General features: G+C 47.4%; 10 protein-coding genes and 6 tRNA genes. 6 read left to right on the top strand and 10 right to left on the bottom strand.

All coding sequences use genetic code 11. The features are described 5' to 3' along the window. Positions 1 to 16 precede the first annotated feature (16 nt). Together BUB81_RS11125 and BUB81_RS11120 are read right to left on the bottom strand one after the other, a co-directional pair. The gene (locus BUB81_RS11125; protein ID WP_073322622.1) at positions 17 to 2,356 is read right to left on the bottom strand and encodes a sensor domain-containing diguanylate cyclase; all 2,340 of its coding nucleotides are present in this window, start codon (positions 2,354 to 2,356) and stop codon (positions 17 to 19) included. Positions 2,357 to 2,570: 214 nt separating this feature from the next. Then, positions 2,571 to 4,205: a tetratricopeptide repeat-containing response regulator gene (locus tag BUB81_RS11120; RefSeq protein WP_073322620.1), complete on the bottom strand. Its 1,635-nt coding sequence runs from the start codon at positions 4,203 to 4,205 to the stop codon at positions 2,571 to 2,573. Between the two features lie 253 nt (positions 4,206 to 4,458). Between BUB81_RS11120 and BUB81_RS11115 the strand changes: the two genes are divergently transcribed. After that, positions 4,459 to 5,508: a mechanosensitive ion channel family protein gene (locus tag BUB81_RS11115; protein WP_073322618.1), complete on the top strand. Its 1,050-nt coding sequence runs from the start codon at positions 4,459 to 4,461 to the stop codon at positions 5,506 to 5,508. Positions 5,509 to 5,763: 255 nt separating this feature from the next. Here the strand turns inward: BUB81_RS11115 and BUB81_RS11110 are convergent, their stop codons facing one another. The 8 genes from BUB81_RS11110 to BUB81_RS11075 form a co-directional block, all read right to left on the bottom strand. Further along, positions 5,764 to 8,652 carry a TonB-dependent receptor gene (locus tag BUB81_RS11110; protein ID WP_073322616.1) on the bottom strand — a complete coding sequence of 963 codons (2,889 nt, stop codon included), beginning with the start codon at positions 8,650 to 8,652 and terminating at the stop codon, positions 5,764 to 5,766. A 5-nt stretch (positions 8,653 to 8,657) separates the two neighbouring features. Beyond that, positions 8,658 to 9,626 carry a FecR family protein gene (locus BUB81_RS11105; RefSeq protein ID WP_175555800.1) on the bottom strand — a complete coding sequence of 323 codons (969 nt, stop codon included), beginning with the start codon at positions 9,624 to 9,626 and terminating at the stop codon, positions 8,658 to 8,660. Positions 9,627 to 9,643: 17 nt separating this feature from the next. Next, positions 9,644 to 10,135, bottom strand: a complete 492-nt coding sequence (locus tag BUB81_RS11100) for an RNA polymerase sigma factor (RefSeq protein WP_084526444.1) — start codon at positions 10,133 to 10,135, stop codon at positions 9,644 to 9,646. 230 nt (positions 10,136 to 10,365) lie between these two features. Further along, the gene (locus BUB81_RS11095) at positions 10,366 to 11,667 is read right to left on the bottom strand and encodes a jacalin-like lectin (RefSeq protein ID WP_073322612.1); all 1,302 of its coding nucleotides are present in this window, start codon (positions 11,665 to 11,667) and stop codon (positions 10,366 to 10,368) included. Positions 11,668 to 11,830: 163 nt separating this feature from the next. Next, a complete protein-coding gene (locus tag BUB81_RS11090) occupies positions 11,831 to 13,327 on the bottom strand; it encodes a CehA/McbA family metallohydrolase domain-containing protein (RefSeq protein ID WP_139241558.1) in 1,497 nt (498 codons plus the stop codon). A gap of 63 nt (positions 13,328 to 13,390) precedes the next feature. Further along, entirely contained in the window at positions 13,391 to 16,075 is a 2,685-nt protein-coding gene (locus BUB81_RS11085) for a TonB-dependent receptor (protein WP_073322610.1), read from the bottom strand. 1,019 nt (positions 16,076 to 17,094) lie between these two features. Beyond that, positions 17,095 to 17,170: transfer RNA gene (locus tag BUB81_RS11080), tRNA-Val, on the bottom strand. Positions 17,171 to 17,222: 52 nt separating this feature from the next. After that, a tRNA-Val gene (locus tag BUB81_RS11075) sits at positions 17,223 to 17,298 on the bottom strand. 233 nt (positions 17,299 to 17,531) lie between these two features. On the opposite strand from BUB81_RS11075, the gene gltX reads away from it, so the two are divergent. The 5 genes from gltX (at position 17,532) to BUB81_RS11050 (ending at position 19,845) form a co-directional block, all read left to right on the top strand. Further along, the gene (gene gltX / locus BUB81_RS11070; protein ID WP_073322608.1) at positions 17,532 to 18,941 is read left to right on the top strand and encodes a glutamate--tRNA ligase; all 1,410 of its coding nucleotides are present in this window, start codon (positions 17,532 to 17,534) and stop codon (positions 18,939 to 18,941) included. Positions 18,942 to 19,024: 83 nt separating this feature from the next. Further along, positions 19,025 to 19,100, top strand: a tRNA-Ala gene (locus tag BUB81_RS11065). 168 nt (positions 19,101 to 19,268) lie between these two features. After that, positions 19,269 to 19,344 (top strand) — tRNA-Glu (locus BUB81_RS11060). 155 nt (positions 19,345 to 19,499) lie between these two features. Beyond that, positions 19,500 to 19,575: transfer RNA gene (locus tag BUB81_RS11055), tRNA-Glu, on the top strand. 194 nt (positions 19,576 to 19,769) lie between these two features. Beyond that, positions 19,770 to 19,845, top strand: a tRNA-Glu gene (locus BUB81_RS11050). Positions 19,846 to 19,992: the final 147 nt, after the last annotated feature.

The following is a 19,992-nucleotide window of genomic DNA, read 5'->3' as shown; positions in this document are numbered from 1 at the left end:
TACACAGTCACTTGCCCTAGGATTTCAAGCCTGTGATCAATCCGTCTTTTTTAAGTGCATTGGAAGGTGAAAACCAGTTGATACTGGCCTTGCCGTTACGTTTTACTTCGTATAATGCTTGATCGGCCTGTTTCATAGCGATGTCAAAATAAGTGGTATCTACCGCATGAGGGCCTTTCTTGAACATGGTTGCACCGATGCTAACGGTCACGTTGTTTAGCTGTCCCTGGTCTGTATCAAACGACAGTTGTTTAATTTCTTCCAGAATTGCCTGTAATATCTGATGGCAAACTGCATTATCTTTTGTGTCAATGTAGATCCCAAATTCCTCACCACCCAAACGGGATACCATGTCGTTGTTGCGAATATTGTGTTGCATCACCTTTGCAACAGCCCTTAAAACCTGGTCACCAACAGGATGCCCGTAGGTGTCGTTCAGTGTTTTGAAGTTGTCGATATCGACTATAGCCAGGCAGTGAGGCTCACTATTCTCGGCCGCAAATTGTTGAATTTTGTCAAAATAAGCACGGCGATTCATTAAACCGGTAAGTGGATCGGTTGCTGCAAGATAGGATAAACGCTCTTCTGCCTCATAACGGGCTTGCTCAACTTCCACGGCCTTAAACAGATACGCCAGCGTTTCAGTTAGCGGAGTTAAGAACTCAACGTCTTTCTGAGAATAATCCTCCAGCTTATTCGCCAGGCCAATCATGCCGACGACCTTGTTTTCACGCTGGATAGGTAAACCCAAAAATCGCTTTAATACAGGGTGACCGGCTGGCGTGCCCTTCGAAGCTTTGTGCATCATGGGTTTATTCGCAATAACCGGAGCATTAGATGTGACAACATGCCCGAATAAATTACTCAGGTTGGTAAATCGCAATTCGCCTTTCTTAAATTTTTTGTATTCTGCTTTGGATGACTCGCTCCAGCTTACGTCCGAAATAGCATAAATTTGTAAACACGGGACGCCGTCTTCCGTTTCCATTTTGCCAATAAAGCCGTATGCGCTTTCGGCCAAATCAATAAGCTCAGGGAATATTTGTTCACAGGCTAACTGTAAGTCTTTTTGCGCAACAAATAAATTTTGTGCGTGGTTAATAAAACCCAGTAAACGCCGCTGTTTGTCGGCGTGGAGTTCAGCCAGCTTTTTCTCCGTTATATTGCGGTGAGTGGCCGCAAAACGCGTAGCCCTTCCCATTTCGTTGCGGGTGACCACCTTGCCATAGGTTTCTATCCACAAATACTGTCCTTCGGCATTACGCAGGCGGTACTCGATATCTACAACCCCATTAGGCTCTTTGAGGCTGTTCCCTATTTGAGAAATAAGTCTGTCTTTGTCGGCAGGGTGAACCAATTGCATCCAAAACATACTTTGCGTATCCACGCTGTCGGGATGAAGCTTCAGCATATGGCAAATGCGGTTGTTGACCCGCAACGTGTCGTTTTCGATATCCCAATCCGAGGTGCCTAGCCCAGAAGCTTCCAGCAATAAACGCATTCTTTCGTTGGTGTCGAGGATGCGGTTCTCAAGATACTTTTGCTCGGTGTTATTCAGCAATAAACCCTGGATAGCAATGAGATTTTCGTTATCGAAAATAGCGCGGGAGACTAACTTATACCAAACAGATCGGTTACCCGGCACTTTGACTCTGAAGTCACATTCACAAATTTCAGCGCCTTGCTGATGATTTCTGACGGTAAACAGAAAATGGTCTGTGTCGTCGTGATGGATTACATCTTCCAATTTAAATAACGATGCGTCTTCAGGCAATGCGACACCGAGCAGTTTAGTTAAGTTGGGAGACAAATAAGAAACGGACAGCGAAGGGCGAACTTGCCAACGTATCAATGCAGCAGGTGAGTTGTTTAGCAGTTCGTGTTCATCTTCTGAACTTAAATGCTTAAATATCAGTTCACAGTGTTGCCCAAGATGAGTACCGAAATTGTTTAGGGCTCGTAATTCTTTTGATGATAACTGGCGGGGTTTGACGTCGATTATGCAAAAAGACCCCACCAAATCGTTATTAATTTTAACCGGTACCCCGGCATAAAAGCGAACAAAGGGGCTGCCCGCAACGGCAGGCATTTTTTGGGTGCGAGGATCCTTCTGTGTGTCCTCAATGTAAATCAGGTCATTGGAGTCAATGACCAGGTGACAAATGGCTTGCTTGAGTGGGGCTTCCGTTGCTTCTGTGCCGCATTTTGCTTTAATCCACAGGGTCTCGTTGTCACTGAGACCCAGAAAAGCGACAGGCACATCAAACAACTCAGCAATAGATTGGACATACTGAGTAAGTTGAGTTTCATATTCCTGTCGGTGGAGACGATACTTCTCGATCAACGCCTGGTTCATTCGCTTCTGTCACTAAAAATGAAAATACAGTGTTTTTACTGGCCTCCGATGTGTGTAATTCGCTGTCCATTGCTTCAATGTGATGGTGACCACATCAAGGGAAATAAAAACATTCTACGTTATTCAAAAGTAGTCCACATATTGATATTCGCAACTTGGCCAATCGCGATAGAAAGCCTGTGGTGGCAATATTTGTGGACTATTTTGGTAGTAATTAGGTGAGGTCTTTAAGCACGCTCTTAACGCGTTGATAGCGCTGCTCTTGTTCTTCAGATAACCGACCCGATTCTATGGTCTTCAGGCAATTGTGGATTAGGGTGCTATTAAGAGACTCTTTCGCTGCGTCACTGCTGGACTCTTTCAGGTTTATTGCGGTTGCCTGGAGCAAATTCAGCGCGATTGACGGATTTTTCGGCATAATGGTAAACGCCTGACGGAAGGTCTCCAGGGCTTTTTGCAGATCGCCGCGCTGGTATTGAATAACCGCATTGTTGTTGAGTGCTTTTGGGCTGAGTTTGATCTCGGTTTTTTCTACTTTTTCCTGTTGCACGTATTGCAGAAATAAATCGCTTTGTGCCGGATCGTTATTGCAGCGACGCTCGATCATATCGAGGATTTTTAACGCGTGGTCCTGAATACCCACCTCGTGAAAGGCTTTGGCTTTGTCGAGCAGTCCTTCAATACTTTCTGTTTCCCAGGCGTCATTATTCAGTTGGTTAAGTAACGCTCGGGCATTGTCTACCTCGTCTTCCAGATACAGCATACGAGCGTCGATAACTTTTAACTGGTCGTCTATGTCAGCCTTGGGGAAGTTGCTTTTTAATTGTTTCAGGTATTCCGTTGATTGTTTAATGAGGCGTTTGGTGTGCTCTTCTTCTGCAGTCATGGCAAAGTCGATACCTGAACGCGCAACATTTAAATAAATCTCTGGTTTGTCATGAATCGAGTTTTTGGCAATTTTTACGATTTTCTTCGCTGCTTCAAACTGCGATTCGTAGTCGTGAGTCAAGCGGGATAGATCCAGCGCTTTGGCATGACGGTGAAGATTCCGTGGGGAAATTGCACTGGCTACCTCAACGCTTTCAAGCGCATCTTCAAATTCGTGATGTTTAATCTGTAGCGCAGCCAGCAGGTCGTAGGCCGCCAGCATGGAATCCTGTTTTAACGCCAGCTCAATAACCAGCTTTTCCGCTTCTTCATCCTGATCCAGCGAAATGTAGCTTTTTATCAGACCCAGCTGTGCCCAGGTGAAGTTCTGAACATTGATAATGGCCTGGTAAAATTCACGTGCTTCTTCGTAATGACAGCACGCTAGCAACAATTCACCTTTCAGTTTTAATGCCAGTGGGAAAAACTCGGAGTTTTTAGGCTCGGTAAGAAAGTTTTCTAACTCCAGCAACGCTTTGTCCAGAGTGCTTTGTTCTATGAGCTGATAAACTGGTTTCAAGGCCTTCTTGCGGGTCAGCAGGCGACCAAGGCGGCGATCCAGTTCGCGCACAGTAAACGGCTTCGCCAGAAAGTCATCGGGCTGTAACTCTACAATACTGTGGACTATGTCAGCAGTGGTATCAGCAGAGATAAATACGAACGCCGTGCTAGGGGGCAATTCGTTGTGCTCTTTAAGCTGGTCATAAAGAAAATAACCGTCCTGCTCATTTTTTAAATCATACGAGCAAACGATTAAATCATAATGATGGCGGCGAATAGCGGATAATGCATTACTGGCCCGGTCGGCATATTCAATGTTTTGAAAGCCTAACTCCTCCAGTGAGTACTTAAGGTAACCCTTGGCAAGCACCTGATCGTCGATCACTAAGACACGTGTTTGTCTGGCCAGCTTTAAGTTCATTACCGCCTTATCCGTTTGGTTTCATAATGCTTTATCGGCAGCGCTGCCGAAAATATTATTTAAACCTGATTTGCAAGCCCTGTCACGAAAAACCTCATGGGTCAATGTGAAATCACTTTTCTGTTTAGTGGCCATTGGCGCGGCTATCCGTAAATCGATATAGTAGTTCGGTGAATCAATGTGATCTTAATTAGTTATCTGTCGCTACACGGTTAATGTGACTGACGAACTCTACAAAAAGGGAACTGATTGAATGGAAGCTTCAACCAATGAACTAGTAATGGCGTTAAATACATACTGGCAAGCGTTTATTGTGAAGTTACCGGCTATTGCATTGGGATTGGTGATAATGGTTATTATGGTCACTCTGGCGGGAAGAGTGGCTGCCGCTTTAATCAAACCAGTGGGATATTTGTCTGCAAGTCCGTTACTGCGTTCAGTAAGTCAACGGGCGATTAGCCTTATAATCATTTTGTTAGCGCTTTATATCTTCTTAAAACTGTCAGGTTTAACTGAATTCGCCGTTGCCATTATGAGCGGTACCGGTGTTTTAGGGTTAATTCTGGGCTTTGCATTTCGGGATATTGCAGAAAATATGATTGCCAGTTTACTGTTAACAGTGCAAAGACCATTTCGAATCAACGATGTCGTACAGATCAATAACTACACTGGTGTTGTGCAAAAAGTGACAACTCGGGCAACCACGCTGGTGGATTTTGACGGTAACCACATTCAAATACCCAATGCGGTCATATACAAAGGGACGATTAAAAACCTGACGGCAAACCCTAAAATGCGAGGGCAATTTACCATTGGAATAGGTTATGACGCAGACTGCCAACTCGCGCAAAAACTGGCACTTTCACTTATCTCAGAACACCCTAATGTGCTGGCGGAACCTGAACCATTGGTATTGGTTGACGGATTGGGCTCATCCACAATAAATTTGAAAGTATATTTTTGGATAAATGTAGAAAGCACCAGTGTAATTAAAATGGCGTCAGTGCTAATGCGTGACCTGGTTAATCTCTTCACCGAAAAAGGCATCAGTATGCCGGATGACGCCCGTGAAATAGTGTTTCCCGAGGGAGTACCGGTGCTTGTGCAACAGGGCACAGAGGAGCAGCAATACACTAACCCCGACCAAACTGCTTGCCGAAATGACGAGCCATCAACTGATAGGGCAGACTCAAATGACGAGGCACAATCTTTTCTCGATGATGTGTCCAGTGAAAATGACGACATTCGTAGGCAGGCAGACGAAGCGAGAGCACCTGAACAAGGCACAAATATTCTGTCTTAATAAACATGTATTGATAAGCTTAATTTCAACCTTGCCCCCTTGGGGCAGGCGGAATCATAATCGTGTAAACGGCGTAATTTATACTTGCTATCGTTAATCTTTTGCTGCCTGCATATTTTAATGGATTTAAAAGTTAGACATATTTATAACCACATATATTGGTAATATCCTTTGCCATTCATCGCGTAGAAATACAATAACAGCGCTAACCTAACTGCCAGTTGGAAATAATCTGCAGTGGCTGCGCAAATGGATTTAAAGTGTAATACGCACGCCAGCAGAGAGCGTGTGGCCATAGTAGGTGTAATTGGTAATGTAACCATTTAGGACATAGTCGTATTCAGCCTGCTTAAGCAGGTTCATGCCTTCAGCAAACAAGACAACGTGCGGTGATAGCTTATATGACGCATGTAAACTCAAGGCCCCAAACGGGGCACTGAGTCGAGCCGGAATGGTGCTAAGCTCGGTTTGTTGCAGGATTTCGCTAGTCCGGTTGTAGTTCGCCCGTATCGCCCACAACGCGGTTTCGTAATACAATTCGACATTGAATGTACGCTTTGCCACGCCTTCCAGCGCATCTTCCCATTTGTTGTTACCCTGCTGATAAGTAGCCTTCGAGCCGGTCAGGGTAACATTCAGGTTATAGCCTAATTGGTGATGAGGTTGAGAAAACGGATTTAGCGCATCCTGATAAGTCAATTCGACGCCATAAACACTGGCGTTACCACCATTAGACTTACCCTGTAACATGTAAGATTTCTGGTTCACTAACAACTGTGAAAAATCAGATTGAATAAAACTATCCAGTTTTTTGTAAAACAGACTCAACGCGAAAACGCCATTATCACCGGTATACAGTTCGGCGCTCACGTCTAATTGCCATGCCTGAATAGGAAGCAGGTACGGATTACCGCCTTTCGCGGTGAGATCATCACCAGAATTAAGGGTCAATCTGGGCGCCAGGTCAGGTAAATCCGGGCGGCTGAGCGCACGGGAAATGCCGCCCCGAAGCTGCCATGCTGGCGATACCGCTACAGTTATATTGGCCGCTGGTAAAAAGTGATAGTAGTCAGACTTAAACGAGACGGGCGTAATCGTTGAGACATCGCTGGTTTCGACGAAGTATCCATGACTGCTTTGATAGGTATTTACCAGGCGCGTGCCGACGTTTCCCCATACAGAAGGGTAATCAAAATTAAGCTGCACAAACGCACTATTGGTATTTTCTGCGACGCGATAGGAATTAAACAGATCTTTCTGAGTAGGTGGCATCTGCCGTAACGCCTGATCAACAATTCCTGACCAGAATGCCTGTTGCTCAGGCACCAACCATTGCGTTGGAAGGGGTTGAGACAGATTCTCAAGAAATTGACTTTGGTTAATATAAAACGATGACTGTGCAAAGTACTCATCTTCAATACCAGCAGTAAAAATCACGTCACGGCGGCGGTATTTTCGCTCATGCCGTTGGATCAGTAAGCCTGCTTCCAGACCGGTAAAACCTGACCATGCTATTGCTTTGGAAAAATGAAAGTTGGCAAAGTGCTGGCTATCATGAATGGTATTTTCGCGCCACTCAAGGCGGCGGCCGGGAAAGTCACTGGCCGCAAGCAGATCGATATTGCGATATTCTATAGCCGGAATTGCTGAAGGCTGCTGCGGGTTGTAGTAAAAACTCAGGTTCACATCGCCTTCACGGCGCAGACGTGTGCGCTTTATGGGATCGTCGTTGCTGCTGGTAGCAACAGAAACACCCAGTTGCGACTGCCATTCCCATTTGCCATTACGCCAAACATGCTCGAGAGTAACGCTATGGCTGTCATCCCTTAAACCGGCGGTTTCGCGACTGATTTGCACCGAGCCAGATTGCGTAACACCACCAGCCAGAATATTCCCGTCCCACAACGCGCTGTCTGGATCCAATTGGGTGTAGTCATAGTCAGCACTATAAGAATTCTCATCGTAATCAATGGATTGGCTCAATCCCAAATACGAAAGCGTGATAAGTTGATGAGATGAGCGCTGCCAGTCAATGGCTGCGCTTAAACCAAACCGGTGCCTGTCCTCCTGCTCCTGAGTCGGCCGGATATTGGGTGTGTAGTAAATATCACCTTGTTTACCAATAGCATCACCATCGTTAATGACCCAGTCAAACGACAACACACGGTCCTGACGCACATGCCGTCTGGCATAGGTGGCAGCAACCATCACACCAACATTTTCGAGATCGTTAACCCAGTTCCCTAACAGAGAAAAGCGCGGGTCGCGATGATTTGCCAACGGTGATTCGCTACTCATGGCTTTAAAGGCAAATTGCCGCTTGCCTAATGTCAGTGGCCGGTAAGTAGAAATATTCACGCTACCACCGATAGCGCCAGCAAAATCAGATGCCATTGTGGTTTTATTCACTTCAACCCCGGCAACTAACTCCGCCGGTAAGGTATCGTAATGAAAACGTCGCCCGTATTGTTCTGAGGTACGCACATTTTCATTGGCGGCGATGGGCAATCCATTCACACTGAGTGTATTAAATTGTGTAGGCAACCCGCGAATACTCACAAACAAGGCTTCACCGCGGTCACGCTCTACTGAGACACCCGGCGTACGGTTGAGCGCATCCGCAATATTGAGTGCGGGAAACTCAGCAATGTCAGTCGCCATGACCACTTCCTGTGTTTGCGGCGCAAAGCGCTTTTGCTGGCGCGCTTTATTGAGACTACTGCTATAGCTGGCCGTTACCGTAACTTCTTCCATTGCGGTGTCTGCAGAAGCCACTTTTTGCGGCTGAGTTGTTACTGTGGTGGGGGTAACAGGGGTAATGATCCAGCCGTTAGCATGCGACTTTACTTGTAGTGGACTTTGCGATAACAACCGTCTGAGCCCTGCCAGCACCGATTGTGGTTGGGAAAGTGCCGGCGCCTGGTAACGGCTCACTTCAACAGGATCGTACACCAAGGTTTGGTTAGTCGCGCGGGCAAAAGCGACCAGTGCCTTATCCAGCGGTTGCGCAGGAAAGCTTAACAATTCTTTCCGTTGGAGCTCTGCTCCACCCCCTGCGGAGACAAACTCGCCTGCAATGACGCAACCGCTATACTGCGTCAGTAAAGCCACCACCAGGGCGTTACGAACGAGTAACTGACGCATTGGTATCAGGGTAGCCGCGTGATGGTGTAGCGTTCAGCGGTTTCTTCAATTTTGAGTCCATAGACCTCAGCCAGCAAATTCAACGCCTGGCCCGGATCTTTAAGCCGAAACCGTCCGGCAACACGTATATCGTTAAGTGCTGGTGAGTCGATGCGTATGTGCTTGGCCGATTCGCGATTCAAACGTTCAACCAGATAGTGTAAAGATTCGTTATCCAGCTCAAGCCAGCCTGAACGCCAGTCTACGGTTCGACTAATATCAATGCTCTGAACCAGGCCAAGTGTTCGCCCGGTGATTCTAATTTGCTCTCCTGCTTTGACGAGTACCGGCTTGTCATCACGACTCCCCGCCACCTCAACCGCGCCTTCGTGTACCACCACGTCAGTAAAGTACTGGCCGCGGTCGATGTTAAACTCGGTGCCTACCGCAACAACACTGGCGCTGCCAATTTTGACTTCGAACGGCCGTTGTTTATTGCTGGTCACATCAAAATAAGCCGCCCCCTTTTTGAGATTAACCAACCTGTGCCGGTCACTGAATTTGATATAAACGTCGCTGGCTGAGCCCATTGTTACTTCGCTGTTGTCCTCAAGCCTGATATCACGCATTTCGCCGGTGTTGGTCGCGTACTGATGCACAATGGCTGAAGGTTGATTGGGCGTTAACTGCCACGCGATTACGCCTATTACCAGTGCGGTACAAATAAACGCCGTTTGCCACCAACGAATGGCGGGGGTGCAGCGAAGATGATCTTTAAGAGTAATAGTTTGCTTTGCGTCAGCAAGCGCTCGCTCCAGGGTTGGCGACGACCAGGTGATCAGCATCGACTCAAACATCTGTTTGTGGGTTGGGTGAGCATCAACCCAGTTAATAAACCGTCGTTTGCTGAGTTTATCGAGCGGGCCATTGTCGAGACGCTCCAGCCAAGCGGCGGCCTGTTCATACACGTCTGTTGAAATAGATTGGGAAGTCACTGAATTCATCCTGCTACTTATTGATGCCGATCGAGGTAGAGTTGCACATCAGCCATCGCCCGGCTCAGGTGTTTTGACACCGCATCGACACTAATATCCAGTTGTCGGGCGATTTGCTGGCGCGATTCCCCCTCCACCCTGCGGAGAATAAAGACTTTTTTTCTTAACGGCGGCATGTTTTCCAATACATCTGATAACTGTGCGCAGATCTGCGCATGCTCAACATGATCGGCCGGTGCGTAGCGCGAACAGGCTATACTGTCGATTTCGTCTGAGTCCTCCTTGTGGCCGCGGGCACTTAATAAGTTTCGTGCCACCCTAATGGCATAGGCCAGTGGATTATCAATACGGTGACGGCGTGATTGCTCAAGTACTCTCACTATCGATTCCTGATAAATATCAGCGGCTTCGTCAGCACTGTTTGCATGACGATTCAGGTAGCGATTAAGTTGCGCCCCTTCAATAATTTGCTTATGAATATCCTTGCTACTCACGTTAACGTCTGACATTTCGGTTATCGACTCACTGCGTGTAAGTTTATGTCATTGTTATGACAAATTAGCGACAGCATACCTTTTGGTATACCTGCTCAGACCGACCAACGCACACATAGTAGAGAAACAATGAATACGACGGTCAATCAGGTAGAGTGAGCAACCTGTTAAAACTGGACAGCCTTTTTGATGAAGGTTTTGTGACAGAGCATTAGCCTGTTGCGGCTAATGCTCTGTCGACCTTATTAATTAACCGGGGTATAAATGACGCCCAGTGCATCAAGTTCATTCGCAGCCCGGCCGTGCCAGCCGCTTATTTGCCAGCCATTTGGTGCCTGGTATTGGGTGCAGTTGGCCGTTGTTGTACCGCCGCTTATCGCGCGCTGCTGATTCGTCTCGATGGCTGTGTAAAAAACACGTTGGCTGTTGTTGCGCACGCCTAAGCACACCTCAACGGCGGTGACATACTCGCCGGTTTGTAAAGTTAACGCTTGCAGGTTACCGCCTGTCCCACCGTAACTCCGACTGGTGCCAGTGCTGTCTGTCAGGCCAATTTGATCAACCCGAGCGCCGGCACGTAGCCACACTGATGCAACGTCGGGATTGGCATCTACCGCGGTTACATCACTGAAAAATTGGCCACCAGTACCACCACTGTAGCCAGACAACTGCATATTTACATTGGTACTGTAGTGCCAGTTGGCCGCTACTGGTGGATGATCGGAGAGTTTTTCACCGTTACTGTTTAGATCGTCGACACGCACCAGATAATCGGTTGGGGTAAGGTTAATAAAAGCATTGCTTCGGTATAGCACCTTGTCGACGATTTCGCAGTTAAAATCGGTGATTTTTGGATCGCACACTAATGCCTCAGCACCCGATGCGGGAATACTGCCGTGACGCACCAGATCAACCCAGACATCGCTAAAACCAATATCCAGCAACTCCCGAATATTGTCGCCCTCACGGGTAAATCGCGTGTTGGTATCGCCTGCGATAATGACTGCATTGTCGCTGCTGTGCTGGTTGATATAATCCACCAACTGCAAAATATTGGCGCGTCGGGCGCTTAAATCAGCTTCTGCCACCTGAGCCTGGGTGTGCAGGTTATACACATCCACATAAACACCTTCACTTAGCTGAACTTGCGTCAGGGTAAAGCCCTTCGGCGTCAGGCAGTCAACACCATTACAGTTATCCCATGACACGCGATAAACACCAGGAAAGGGGTAATAGCTCATGGTATTCAAACCGCTACCAATGCCCATGCCGCCGGTGGTAGAGGTGCGATGAGTGTGCGTATTGCAGGTATCGTAAAGGGCGGCGTGATAGTTGAAGTCTTCTTGTACATTGACCACGTCAAACGCATTAACGTAGCAACTGATTTGTTCGGTTGCTTGCTGACGGTCGGTATCGGCGCTGGAAAAAAGTTCCAGTAACCCTGCCACATTGTAACTCAGAGTAGTAAAGGTGCCTGTTTCGGCGTGACTCACACCGGAACTCGATAACGCAGCAATGGTTAAAAGTAAAGATTGGCGAAATTTCATGATATGTCCTTGTATGTCGTTTGTTCTGATTCTGAGCCCTGGCAAGTCACATGAGCTGACTTAAAAGCACTCAGTATGTAGAACAACCAAACAGACTTTCGGGACACGTAATTGAGTGAAGTTTTTATGACAGCGCGGGGTTAAACCGCGCTGTCATAAGTGTTTAAAATTGAATAAAGACAGGATTACTGTAAAACCATAAATCGTGCCATGGGTTTTCACCCGGCGGATCGATTTGCGGCTCCAGTTCGTTGGTATTCGTGGTGCCTCTTATGCGCACATAGCTACTTGCAGAGAGTTGACGTAGTGGCATCGTCAGCGTGACAAAGCCATCGTCGCTCCGTTGCCAGTCACTGGCATAAAACCGCTGCAGCACGCGGGTAGTGGGGTTTAGGTCCTCAGTACGGTCAGCCAATGGTCCGGTAATATCTCCGACAATCACATCAACCCGGTTCACCTGCGGATTCTCCTGGTTAAAATTAACACCATCAGGGTCACGAAACCGCACCGTTAAAAGCAACTCATCACCAGGTGTGGCGGTGATTTTTTCAGCGATATCAGCGCTGTCTCCTGTGCGCTGATTGTGCACAGTAACGAATAAGGCATCGATAAGATCGCCGGTGGTAATAAACACCCGGCCATTGCGCAGGTTTTCCAGCACGCTCTCGTAGGTTTTTTTAGCATACACGTAGGTTTTGGAATACTCACCAGGCCAGAAGTCAGTGCGTCCGTCGGTGTAATGAACGTGCGAATCCGAGGTGGCGGTAATAAACCAGCGACGGCCTTCGCCTAACATGCTATCCCAAAATCCACCAAGCCGGGCAGTCATTTGATCGAACCCGCCCATCGTCGGGAAATTATCGTAGCCGCCGCGTATTCCGGTAGGATCAATACTGCCATCAGGGTTAATTGCATTGGCCTGATGGCCGGGCGCCCCTTCCATACCAATGGCGATATCGGGCGCGGTATCGTGCCAATCACGCAGCTCCCGTGGGGTGACCTTGGTGTAATGCCCTAAATCTATGGCCGTGCGGCCCGGATGGTTGGCCAGTACCACAGGCTTGTGCGTATGCGTTTGCATATCAGCAAGCGCTTCCAGCATTAACGACTCTTTATCGCGGGTGATTTCGTGCAGCACTTCACGGCGATTATAATGTTTTTCGATATGGAAAAGCTGGTGGGCTTCTTCGTCACTGTGGGGAATGATTAAGCTGCTATGGCGCGCGCCCGGCGTGTCGAGCTCCATGCCGTAAAATTGCAGCACCTGCGGCACTGCCTGTCGCGACGCCTTAAGTTCAGGGTAAGCCATTTCCAGATTAACTTTGCTGTGATTCGGTCCACCATGATCGGTAGTCACCATCCAGTCCAGGCCATGACGTGCTGCCATGCTGGCATTTTTAGGCGTGGAGTAATGCGCATCTCCCGCCAAAATGGGGCGCGGCGGATTCACCGACTTATCCCAGCCTACGCTGTAATGACTGTGAATATGATGATCGCCCGCCAACCATTGTGGCTTTTGTTCTGTGTCAGCTTCGTTGTGAGTGTGAGTGTGAGAGTAAGTAAGGGAGTTAGAATGAGAGTGAGGGTGACTGCCAGACTGACAACCCGACACAGTGAGTAGCGCTGTCACCAATAGTCCAACAATTATACGATATTGCATAGTTTTTCAAATCTACCGAATACACGAAAAAACGCTCCCTGCTGTGACAGGGAGCATGACAAGTTAAAACTGTACAGTTACCCCGGCCATGACGGTACGGCCACTGCTGGTGGTATTGTACTGACGATCGTGAGAGTCGCTGTAAAGCTCTTCGCGTTCATCCGTAAGGTTAATGCCCTCAAGGTTTAACCGCACACTTTCAGTGATCTGATAGAACGCAGAGAAGTCGATGTACGTGGTTTCATGATAACCACTTTCATCCTGATCACCCGTGGATGAGGCACTGGCGATATAGGGGCTTCGATACGCAGCTGATATACGCCCACCCCAGTTATCCTGTTCATAATAGAGCGTAAAGTTATAACTGTTCTTCGACAAGCCTGTGAACGCTTTATACTGGTTGTTGCCCTCTTCACCATAGATATTGCGATAAAGTGCTTCGCCATCGGCATAGGTGTAATTAGTAATAACCCCTAAGTTATCGAAGGGCGCTGGCAAAAAGTCCAAATCCCGCGAAAAAGATAATTCCATACCTTTGATAGTGGATGAGTCGAGGTTTTCCGGGCGATCCAGATAAAAGATACTGTCGACGGTTTTATCCGCAGGCAACAAGGACGCTGGCAGTCCCAAAGATGAATACACCACTTCAGTTGTCGTCGATACGATAAAGTTATCGATTTTTTTATGGAACAGCGCTGCCGATAAATAACCGACTTCATCAAAGTACCATTCATAGGCTAAATCAAGGTTGGTTGATTCAAACGGCTCAAGGGTTGGATTGCCCATGGATACGCTGGTAATAGCATCGCCAGAGGTTTGCGACACCGACGCGTTATAGCTCACCGCACCAAGTGATGGGCGGGTAATATTCTGACTCGCGCCGAAACGCAGCAACATGTCATCGTTTAGCTCATACACCATATTCAGCGTAGGCAGTACATCTGAATAGGTGCGTGAGGTTTCGATATCAACGCCATTTGAGATACCTGCAGCGGTGATCTCCGTTTCAAAATAACGCAACCCGGATTGGATACGGAGTGGATTGCCGCCAAGTTCCATTTCCCAGCCGTAAGTAACATAGAACGCTAACGTCTCTTCGTTCACCGGCGATTTGGTATTGCGGTTAATGTTGCTATCGTCAATGCGGTAGTCGGCTAAACCATAGTGATCTAACAGTACTGACAAATTGCCCTGAATCCAGTTGGTATCGGGGTGCTGGGTAAATACCGAAGTCATATTAGCGGTAAGCGTAATATCACCGGTATTTTGTGGGGCGATGTTTTGCGCATTACTTTGTGATAACTGATATTCGCTGTTCTCAAACTCTTTGTAGTTAGCACCAAAACTCAGCACACCGGTGTCACCCGTATAATAAGTAAAATCGACTTTGGCAGTGTCAAAATCGTTGTTGATATAGTTTTCCTGAAGATAGATATCCTTGACTTCGAACCCCTCAATACCAGAGGTATCAAAGCCTGGCGAATAGCTTGCGCCATAAAACCGATCGCCGGTGAAGTCACTGATAATATCCACTTTTTTACGGGCATGAATGTTCGACTTTTGCACCCGAGGCTGCTCAAAGTCAGACGAGCTGGTACCTAACAACCCTGTCATGTTCAGGTTGTCAGTAAGCTGCCACTGTGCGGTTAAGGTGTACTGATTAAACGTAGACTCGTTAAAACGCCTGCTGTTTTCGTTACGCCAGGTAGCGTCCTCGTAGCTGGCGTACACCACCTCTTTTTGACCGTCGTTTTCAACCCATTCCAGGTCTTTAACAACTTTATTGTCTTTCACTGCTGAGTGGTGCTCGTCCTGGTTGTTCTCTAACTGGGCGTACATCACATCCAGCGTTACACTGAAATCATCGCTGGGTTTAAATTGCAGCGCCCCGGTAAGCCCCAGGCGTTGTTGTTGGTTGTTCCACAGCGAAAAGCGATGTCCGCGCGGAAACCATAACTCGCCGGAGTCCAGTTCTGCCTGCAATGCAGTATTGGTGTCGTCGGCGGCTGATTTGCCGGTTTCGCGGCGCCAGCGCGTAGTATTGGTGCCAAACTCAGTGGTATTACGTTCGCTGTAGGCAACGCTCACTAACGCGCCAACGTTATTCCAGGTGTTGCTAATCAGGCCAGCAAAGCGTGGATCGGTTTCTTCGCTGTTGTCATTGTAGCCGCCACGTAAAGAGACTGCGCTTTTAAAGCCTGAATAGTCAAAGGGTTTGGCCGTATACAGCCCCACTGTGCCGCCAATACCGCCTTCTTCCTGATCAGCAGAATAGGTTTTGTTCACATCAATACGATTAAATAGCTCCGACGCAAACACGTTAAAATCGAAGCCCCGGGTACGACTTACACTGCCTTTGGCATCCATTGGCGACGCTGAAGTCCCCATGGCTTCCATACCATTTACCTGCACACGGGTAAAATCAGGGCCTAACCCACGCAGGGAAATCTGCCGGCCTTCGCCTGCTTCGCGGGTAATTGTAATACCCGGCACACGTTGCAGTGAGTCGGCCAGGTTGAGATCCGGAAAATCAGCAATGTCTTCGGCCAGGATACTGTCACGGGAAATAATCGCCTCGCGCTTCAGATCTTTGGCTTTAATGAGTGAGCCGCGAAAAGAGGTGACTTCAATCACTTCCAGTGTGTCGTCGTTATTAACTGTTTGTGCCTGTACTGGCGAGAGGTTCATACCAGATAGCGCAGCAAGCACTGCCACGGATAAGCGCGTTTTGTTGAGCGTGTGTTTCATCGTTAGTTCCATCATATTAGTTTAAATAGCATGTTCTTTTCGGGCCCGGCACCACTTCGTTGATGAGCGGTGACATGGTTAAAGAGCGCTATACCGGCTAAAACCGGACACTAATTTTGATGAAGGTTTTGTGACATATTAGGCTTGCCATTGCTGATCGTTAAATTTCAATCGCCGTACTTACGTTAAAAACATGCAGTAGAACCGTAATTAGGGGACACCTTAGGGGGGTGATTAAACGAAATTTAGTCAGGCGCTCAAGGAGATATCCTTATCCTGGATTGATAACCAATTGTGGCTGACTCAACGTTGGGAATTGATTGGAACTTTGAATCCAGGTACTGACATGTTCACCCAACGAATTGGCATAAATTAATGTTCAGGTCTCGAAGTATGCTGCAATAGAAAATGCTGAAATGCGTCTGTTGATTACGGTGGGTAAAGTGATTTATGAGTGCTCTATCATACGGTATTTAAGTTGTTTCTTTTAAAATAAGAGCTTAATCAAAAATCGTAAATTGCTGGCTGGCGTACTAGATGGTAATGATGCCGGAAACACTGGTTGACATCACCACAGTCTTGAAACACTGGCCTATTTAAAGGGAATGAGATTGAATCGAAAATGTATCAGCTCAAAACCTGTTGCGAATGGCGTCACTGTATAACGCAGTGCAGATGAGGCAACGATTTTTAGGCGTTGTTCTAAATTCGGGAATAATAATTAGAAGGAACGAAACCAGGCATAAAACGACCCGTTAGGCTTGATATTGCAGTGCCCCGGAACATTACTGGTTGCTATATCCCATTCTATGCGGATTGGTATAAATTGTTCGATTTTTAATTTCGGACTTATTAATTACGCAGTAGGGATAGTACTTGGATTATCTTAATACGACACAAAATACGATCTTAAAAGGACGTAAGCCATCGAAAAGAAAAGAGGTCTGGGTCTGCCTTGGCTCGCAGTCAAATATTGAACCAAAACTTGTGTTTTAATATAGAAATTCGGAATAGGGAAGTGGTGGACGCTACTGGGCTTGAACCAGTGACCCTCGCCTTGTAAGGGCGATGCTCTCCCAACTGAGCTAAGCGTCCATATTGTGCTTTGATGATAAAAAAGAAACTAATTCACTTCTTAGAGAATAAGTGGTGGACGCTACTGGGCTTGAACCAGTGACCCTCGCCTTGTAAGGGCGATGCTCTCCCAACTGAGCTAAGCGTCCGTCTTTTTTATCTGCCGTACTCGGCAAGTGGGGCGTATTATAGGGAGGCGAGAAAAACTGTCAACAACAAAATATAAAAAAATAATCGTTTGCCTGAAATCTAAACGATATGGGCTTTACGTGTCGAAAATCCCCTCAATTTGTTGAATTCCTCATCAATCTTTTGTCAGGGCTTGGTAGGGAAGGGCATTGGCTGGTAAAATGCGCGCACTTTTTTATTGTAGAGATGAATCATGGCGGTAGTTACCCGATTTGCACCCAGCCCTACGGGCTATCTTCACGTTGGTGGCGCTCGTACAGCGCTGTATTCCTGGTTATATGCAAAAAGCCAGGGCGGTGAATTTGTATTACGTATAGAAGATACCGACATTGAACGTTCAACCGAAGAAGCCAAACAAGCCATCTTAGACGGCATGCAATGGCTCGGGTTAACCTGGGACAAGGGGCCCTATTATCAAACGGAACGTTTCGACCGTTATAAAGCCATTATTCAAACCATGCTGGAAGAAGGTAAAGCCTATAAGTGCTTTATGCCGGCAGATGAACTGGATGCTATTCGCGAAGCACAAAAAGAACGTGGCGAGAAACCGCGTTATCCTGGCACCTGGCGTGACAGAACAGATCACCCGGAAGGGCAGCCATATGTTATTCGCTTTAAAAACCCACAAGAAGGCTCGGTTGTCTTTGACGATCACGTTCGTGGGCGCATCGAAATCAGCAACAGTGAGCTGGACGATCTGATTATTCAGCGTTCAGATGGCACGCCTACTTATAACTTCTGTGTGGTAGTGGACGATTGGGATATGGGCATCACGCATGTTGTGCGTGGTGAAGACCATATTAATAACACGCCACGTCAGATTAATATCTTAAAAGCACTTGATGCACCGGTGCCAGAGTACGCCCATGTATCCATGATTCTGGGCGACGACGGTAAAAAGCTGTCTAAGCGTCATGGCGCCGTCAGCGTAATGCAATATCGTGATGACGGTTATTTGCCACAAGCGGTTAAAAATTATTTGGTGCGTCTGGGTTGGTCTCACGGTGACCAGGAAATCTTTTCTGAACAGGAAATGATAGAGTTATTCAGTTTGGACGCAATCGGTCAGTCTGCTTCTGCATTTAATACAGAAAAGCTGATTTGGTTGAACCAACACTATATTAAGACGTTACCTGGCTCAGAAGTCGCAGAACACGCAAAATGGCACTTTGAGCGACTAAATGTAGATTTGTCTGCTGGTCCTGCGCTGGAAGACGTCATCGCCATTCAGGCAGACCGGGTGAAAACACTGAAAGAACTGGCGGAGATCAGTCTGTATTTCTATCAGGACTTTGAGGATTTCGACGCGAATGCCGCGAAGAAGCACTTACGCCCGGTTGCTAAAGAGCCACTGCAAGTTGTACAGGAAAAGTTGGAAGCGCTTGCTGACTGGACGCCAGAAACGATTCACGCGGCAATTAACGGTGCGGCAGAATCTCTGGGTGTGGGTATGGGTAAAGTGGGAATGCCATTGCGTGTTGCGGCAACGGGAGGCGGTAATTCTCCTTCTCTTGATGTGACCCTACATCTGCTGCCAAAAGCAAAAGTTGTTGAGAGAATAAACAAGGCGCTCACTTTTATAGCAAACAGAGAAAATTCCTAAAAAAACCGTTGACATGAAAACGCCTGATGCCTAGAATGCGCCCCGCTGTCACGGAACAGTCACAGACAAGTTTCCGATGATACGGGGCCATAGCTCAGCTGGGAGAGCGCTTGCATGGCATGCAAGAGGTCGGCGGTTCGATCCCGCCTGGCTCCACCAAATTTCTTCTCGTAGATGTCGTCGATGTCTGTGGGATAGGCCGGAAGCTTAGTTGCTTTCAGGACTAGAATCTTTTTGCAAAGGTATTAAGTAAGGTTGCTCAGTTCGCTGGCTCACTTCGCCTTTACAAAAAATCTGCGAAGCTTTTCTTCGTAAAGAAGATTTTCAGTCCCCTTCGTCTAGAGGCCTAGGACACCGCCCTTTCACGGCGGTAACAGGGGTTCGAATCCCCTAGGGGACGCCATATACACCGCGTCACAGTCGGGTAATACTGTGGAATAGGCTTAGAGAGTTCGCTCTCTGACAAAAAGTCAGTAAGGAATAATGTCGCTCAGCTCGCAGAGCTCGCGTCGCCTTACAAAAAATCTGCGAAGCTCCGCTTCGCAAAGAAGATTTTTTGTCCCCTTCGTCTAGAGGCCTAGGACACCGCCCTTTCACGGCGGTAACAGGGGTTCGAATCCCCTAGGGGACGCCATACATACCGCGTCACAGTCGGTTAATACTGTGGAATAGGCCGAAGAACGCTGAGAATTACTAGATTAGTAATTCGTGAGTTACACTCCAGCTTCTTCAGGACTTGAAAACCAGTAAGGCTAAGGTCGCTCAGTTCGCGGGCTCACTTCGCCTTACTGAAAATCTCGAAAGCTTGCTTTCGAAAGCAGATTTTCAGTCCCCTTCGTCTAGAGGCCTAGGACACCGCCCTTTCACGGCGGTAACAGGGGTTCGAATCCCCTAGGGGACGCCATATAAAAAGACCAGCTATCCAGCTGGTCTTTTTTTTGCGTATCTGCTACCTCAATTACCTCAATCAGTGTAAATCTGCGCTTTCATATCAAAGAACAAGCCGTCGACGATATTCATCAAACGCATTCTTTCATAAAAGTACTTACCT

The organism is Marisediminitalea aggregata (assembly GCF_900129565.1).
Lineage (GTDB): Bacteria > Pseudomonadota > Gammaproteobacteria > Enterobacterales > Alteromonadaceae > Alteromonas > Alteromonas aggregata.
Note: the sequence above shows the minus strand (reverse complement) of the source record. Positions and strands in the feature narration are given on the sequence as shown.

What these genes read in the sequence shown, in the direction of transcription:
- BUB81_RS11120 (WP_073322620.1), bottom strand. Translation starts at nt 4,205, where the DNA reads ATGAACTTAAAGCTGGCCAGACAAACACGTGTCTTAGTGATCGACGAT.
- BUB81_RS11090 (WP_139241558.1), bottom strand. Translation starts at nt 13,327, where the DNA reads ATGCAATATCGTATAATTGTTGGACTATTGGTGACAGCGCTACTCACT.
- BUB81_RS11100 (WP_084526444.1), bottom strand. Translation starts at nt 10,135, where the DNA reads ATGTCAGACGTTAACGTGAGTAGCAAGGATATTCATAAGCAAATTATT.
- BUB81_RS11125 (WP_073322622.1), bottom strand. Translation starts at nt 2,356, where the DNA reads ATGAACCAGGCGTTGATCGAGAAGTATCGTCTCCACCGACAGGAATAT.
- gltX (WP_073322608.1), top strand. Translation starts at nt 17,532, where the DNA reads ATGGCGGTAGTTACCCGATTTGCACCCAGCCCTACGGGCTATCTTCAC.
- BUB81_RS11095 (WP_073322612.1), bottom strand. Translation starts at nt 11,667, where the DNA reads ATGAAATTTCGCCAATCTTTACTTTTAACCATTGCTGCGTTATCGAGT.
- BUB81_RS11085 (WP_073322610.1), bottom strand. Translation starts at nt 16,075, where the DNA reads ATGAAACACACGCTCAACAAAACGCGCTTATCCGTGGCAGTGCTTGCT.
- BUB81_RS11110 (WP_073322616.1), bottom strand. Translation starts at nt 8,652, where the DNA reads ATGCGTCAGTTACTCGTTCGTAACGCCCTGGTGGTGGCTTTACTGACG.
- BUB81_RS11115 (WP_073322618.1), top strand. Translation starts at nt 4,459, where the DNA reads ATGGAAGCTTCAACCAATGAACTAGTAATGGCGTTAAATACATACTGG.